We start from the raw sequence: 4,670 nt of genomic DNA on the forward strand, positions 1-4,670 counted from the left end.
CTCATGGCGTATCCGTCCTATGTTGGTTGTGATCTGGCGAGATCAATCAACAGGATACGCCACCCTCTCTACTGCCCTCCATACACAAGAACTGAGCTTAACTCCATCCTCGCTGATATAACGCAATACCAAGCCAGTGCCTTCATCGTTTTCAAACGGTTCGGCCTGCCACAACACTTTGTCGAACCCCTGCTGGCCACCGTGCAGGTGATTGTTGCCATCATTGCTCGCCAAAGTGTACTGACCCCCATTGAGAGAGAATTGACCATTGGCAATGCGGTTGCCATACCGCCCGATAATGGCGCCGAAATAGGGATTGGCTTGCCGGTACGCATCAGAAAGGTAGGCCTCCAGAGAGTCAAAGCCCAGCGCGATATCGTCAAACTCACCCGCCATATTGGGGGTTTTCAATGACAGGATAATGCCGCCATAGTTGGTGACCTGAAGCTCAATACCATTGCTGTTGGTCAGTCTGTAAACATCGACCTCACGGCCATCGGGTAAGTGACCAGACAGGGACTTCTGAATAGCACCGTTGGCGTTGGCGTCAGGCGTTGATGCAGAACCGCTCTGCGCTTGCGCGGTGTTTAGTACAAGGGCTGCCACAGCCGCACTGAGCAGCAACGGCGACCACACTTTAGTGAGTGAATGATAGACATGAGACATCGGCGTTCTCTTTGGAGATATGGTTATTATTGTGTTTGTACAGTAGAGAATTCCGTCATAACCATCCAATATACAAATGTATCACTATCAATATACTTTCTATTATCGACTACAAGAAAAGGCTTATGCCATGGGCGTTCTTGACGAGAACTGGTTTTTAAACGTGCGACTAAAGTTGCGTCATTTTCAGCTATTTTTAGCGCTGGATGAGCAACGCAACCTGCATCGTGCTGCGGATCAACTCAATATGAGCCAGCCCGCCGCGTCGAAACTGCTCAGCGACCTGGAAGCCAGTTTGGGTATTCGGCTATTTGATCGTCACCCTCGCGGGTTAACTCCCAACTGGTACGGCGAGATCATGATTCGTCATGCTCACAGCATGATCTCGGCGTTACACCACACCGGCGAAGAGCTAAATGCGCTAAGGGAGGGGAATGCGGGCACGGTGACCGTGGGTACCGTGATGGCCCCGGCGGTGACGCTGCTCACCAGCGCTATCGAACGGGCGCATAGAGAGCGACCCGGACTAAAGGTCAGCGTGGATGTAGACGTCAGTAAAGTACTGGTACCGCGATTACTGGAAGGCGAACTGGATTTCGCCATTACCCGTATTCCTGCCGGAGTCGATGTCGAACGCTTTGTGTTTGAAGAGATTGGCGAGGAAGAACTCTGCTTTGTCTGCCGTAAGGGCCATCCATTAACGAACAAAGCGCCACTGAGCCTGGCGAGCATGGCAGTTTACCCTTGGTCGCTACAGCCTACAGGCGCACTAATGCGCCAGCGGGTCGACAGCCTGTTTTTGCACCATCAGGTAACGCCGCCCAGCCAAACCGTCGATACCGCTGACCTGCTGGTGTCGCTCGCCCTGGTCGACAAATCCGACACCATCACGGTAACTACCCGCGAAGCTGCTGACCTGCTATGCAACCCACAGCGTTTTCACCTATTGCCCTTCAACGAGACGCTTAGCGTGCAGCCATACGGTTTAGTCAGCTTACGCCACCAGCGGCTCTCCCCTGGTGCCGCAGCATTAATGAGCACATTGAGGGAGATTATTGCCCTTAACGCGACTGGCTTAACGTAACCGAGTGGCATTTACTCGATAAATGCCTCGATCACCTCGCGGTGGCCGTATAAAAACGCATCGGCCACTTGACGAAGTGGCGCCACATCCACTTCGCCACGGCCATGGGCTACCAGCTCGGCAAAGTGCGCATAGAGGCCTGGGTATTCACGCTCTTCGGCATCGACAATCACGTCATCGTCGATCGTCAGTCGGCATCCGCCTTGAGTAAGGCTCAAGCGAGCACTATCGGTATCAACATGGATATCCCAAGTTTGCGGGCCAGTCTGGCGAAAATCAAACGCCGCCTCAATTTCCACACCTGTTGGGTCGGTAAAGGAGAGATCCGCTGCAATCGGGGTTTGCGCATTACTGGGCACCAGCAGCCGTGCCTGTTGCAGAAAAAATGGCTGGGGCAATATAGCGGTAGCAATGGAGAGCGCATTGATGCCGGGATCAAAAACGCCCATACCGCCGGGCTGCCAGATCCAGGCTTGGCCTGGGTGCCATAACCGCACATCCTCTTTCCACTCGATGTTGACACGTTGAACCTGGCGCTCACTCAACCACTGCTTGGCGTGGGCAACACCGGGGGCAAAACGTGAATGCCAAGCGGCAAACAGGCTAACGCCGTGTTCGGTAGCAAGCTCGGCCAAACTTTCCACCTCGCTTAACGTCGCCCCAGGTGGCTTCTCAAGCAGCACATGCTTGCCACGCAGTAGCGCATTTCGCGCTTGGGAGTAACGTAGGTGCGTTGGCGTACAAATCGCCACCGCAGCGATTTCAGTGTGTGCATCCAGCATGGCCTCCAAACTCCCATAGGACGGAACATCATCCACTGAAGCATTGGGGTCGGCGGTGGCGACGAGATGGCAGTGAGGAGACGCAGCAATTGCCGGAAGGTGCTGATCACGGGCAATTTTGCCAACACCCACAAGACCAATCGTTATGTCTGACATGCGCTTGCCCTGTTCAAAGTTAACAATCAATTGCGGGAGATTTATTAAACCTAGCGCTTTGTGGGAGGAAGTTCCACACCACGCCCCAAAGAGCTTGTACTATGCTCAAGCCCCAGTGCCTCTGCTGTACCCGCTAACACCGCCTGGGCAGCCTGGAATGCATCACGAGGGCGTCTCAGGCGGATACTTTCCATCAACTGGCGATGGCGTTCGAGACTCTCTTCTGGATCAGAGGCGCTCTCGTTAGACATTGAGACCAGCAAATAGATGGAAGGCCGCAAAATATGTGATAGCTGTGCCCAGACAATATTATGGGTTGCTTTGAAGATAGCCTCATGGAATGCAATGTCACACTCGCTGTGTAAGCGGCGTTCTTCTTGGCAAGTAGCATTACGCAAGTTCTGGCCTAAGCCTTCAAACGCCTCTTCAATAGCCACGAGATCACGCGCCTTAGCGCGCTTTGCTGCTGTCATCGCCACATAGGGCTCAACATCAAGACGAAAAGCAAGGATTTCTCGCTGAATATTCGGGTTAGGTGCGGCGTAACGTGTAAGCCAGTCAGTCACCTGTACATCAAGGATATGCCACTCTGAATACTCGCGAACTTTAGAGCCATGGCCAGAAATACGTTCAATAATACCCGCCTCCACCAGTTGGCGTAGGTCGCTGCGCACCGCTGAGCGGTTGACAGCAAAACGCTCACATAGATCCACTTCACGCGGCACAAAGTCCCCAGGCCGGTAGCGCCCGCCGAAGATCTCCTCGGCGAGATATTCGGCGATACTGGGACGAGTCGCTGGCTTGATAAGAGATGACGTCACTACGAAAAGTCCCTGGTTCAGTTTTGGCCAATCATAACGTACTAGTTTAGTCTTACGGTAACCGTCACGGGGAGACGGAACCACCGCGCAGCCTCAGCTCCAGTCGACGATCATAAAGCCCCTTGGCAAATAGCGTACCCAATACCAAGGTGCTGCCCACCATTGCCATCGGCGCTGGCTGCTCAGCAAGAATCCACCAAGCCAACAAAGTACCAATAACTACTTCCAGCAATATCAGCAGCCCTACTTCAGCGGATGGCAGATAAAGAGGTCCGCGCTGCAACAGCGTGACTCCGCAGGGGACAATAAACAGGCACAACAGAATCATGACGGCAAGCTGATTGGCAGCTGGCAATGAGGTATCACTTCCCATCAGCCAAAACATCCCTGCGACGATGCCAACAAGGAAGCCGCTAAAGACCAACATTGGACTCATGTCCACACCCGGCCGAGTGCGGCAAAGGGTGAAATTAACCGCTAGTGTCGTGGCCGCCATTAAAGCAAAGCCGTTACCAATCCAAGAGCCTGCACCTGCATCATCCAAAGCGATCAAGGAAATACCCACCATACACAGCAAGATGGCCACCCAGGTTCGACGGGGCAAGCGCTCCTTGAGGATAACCCAAGATAACGCTGCGGCGATCAGCGGCGAGCTGGCCAATATCATCAGCACGTTGCCTGCGCTGGTGTATTGATTACCTAGCACAAACCCACAAGTAGTCAAGCTGAAAAGTAACGCTACGACAATACCGATCCAGCCACAGCGGCGATAAGCTAACAGAGTATTTCGACCATAGCGCAGCAGAGCAATCATCAGAAAACCTAAGCTAGACAGGAAGCCACGCCACATCAAAATTTCAGCGTCGGGGAGATCCGCTATCTTGATAAGCAGCGCATCGGGGGCCATGATCAATGCCCCACTGCCGGTCAATAGCAGCCCTTGCTGGCGATGCGATAAGGAACTCACCGGACCCATTTGGTGCTTATCCTTTTGCCTTTAATGATTATCTCGAGGTGGATGCTGGCGAGCTACATCACGATACTTGCTAGCGGGTTCTAGGTTTTGTACGAAAAGTCATATCTGCTAAATTTGCCTATGCGATAGCTGCATAGGAGAACCGTCATGGTCGAACGTTATGAAGTCTCTGATAACGGCTGGGC

General features: G+C 53.2%; 5 protein-coding genes. 1 reads left to right on the plus strand and 4 read right to left on the minus strand.

Annotation, left to right across the window (positions count from 1 at the left end; translation table 11 throughout):
* Window positions 1-42: 42 nt before the first annotated feature.
* A complete protein-coding gene (locus IE091_RS18200) occupies window positions 43-666 on the minus strand; it encodes an aldose epimerase family protein (protein WP_189464310.1) in 624 nt (207 codons plus the stop codon).
* A gap of 130 nt (window positions 667-796) precedes the next feature.
* Here IE091_RS18200 and IE091_RS18205 point away from each other — a divergent pair, with 130 nt between their 5' ends.
* Complete coding sequence (locus IE091_RS18205; protein WP_189464311.1) at window positions 797-1,750, plus strand: LysR substrate-binding domain-containing protein; 954 nt, start codon at window positions 797-799, stop codon at window positions 1,748-1,750.
* Window positions 1,751-1,761: 11 nt separating this feature from the next.
* On the opposite strand, the gene IE091_RS18210 is transcribed toward IE091_RS18205, so the two are convergent.
* From IE091_RS18210 to IE091_RS18220, 3 genes are all read right to left on the minus strand, one after another.
* Window positions 1,762-2,688, minus strand: a complete 927-nt coding sequence (locus IE091_RS18210) for a Gfo/Idh/MocA family protein (RefSeq protein ID WP_189464312.1) — start codon at window positions 2,686-2,688, stop codon at window positions 1,762-1,764.
* Window positions 2,689-2,738: 50 nt separating this feature from the next.
* Window positions 2,739-3,509 carry a FadR/GntR family transcriptional regulator gene (locus tag IE091_RS18215; protein ID WP_144980545.1) on the minus strand — a complete coding sequence of 257 codons (771 nt, stop codon included), beginning with the start codon at window positions 3,507-3,509 and terminating at the stop codon, window positions 2,739-2,741.
* 64 nt (window positions 3,510-3,573) lie between these two features.
* Window positions 3,574-4,485 (minus strand): DMT family transporter, encoded by a 912-nt coding sequence (locus IE091_RS18220; protein ID WP_189464313.1) that lies wholly within the window; start codon window positions 4,483-4,485, stop codon window positions 3,574-3,576.
* Window positions 4,486-4,670 lie beyond the last annotated feature (185 nt).

This window comes from Vreelandella hamiltonii, assembly GCF_014651775.1.
Lineage (GTDB): Bacteria > Pseudomonadota > Gammaproteobacteria > Pseudomonadales > Halomonadaceae > Vreelandella > Vreelandella hamiltonii.

Bases quoted from the DNA above. Each gene is read 5' to 3' on its own strand.
- IE091_RS18220 (WP_189464313.1), bottom strand. From the start codon at position 4,485: ATGGGTCCGGTGAGTTCCTTATCGCATCGCCAGCAAGGGCTGCTATTG.
- IE091_RS18200 (WP_189464310.1), bottom strand. From the start codon at position 666: ATGTCTCATGTCTATCATTCACTCACTAAAGTGTGGTCGCCGTTGCTG.
- IE091_RS18205 (WP_189464311.1), top strand. From the start codon at position 797: ATGGGCGTTCTTGACGAGAACTGGTTTTTAAACGTGCGACTAAAGTTG.
- IE091_RS18210 (WP_189464312.1), bottom strand. From the start codon at position 2,688: ATGTCAGACATAACGATTGGTCTTGTGGGTGTTGGCAAAATTGCCCGT.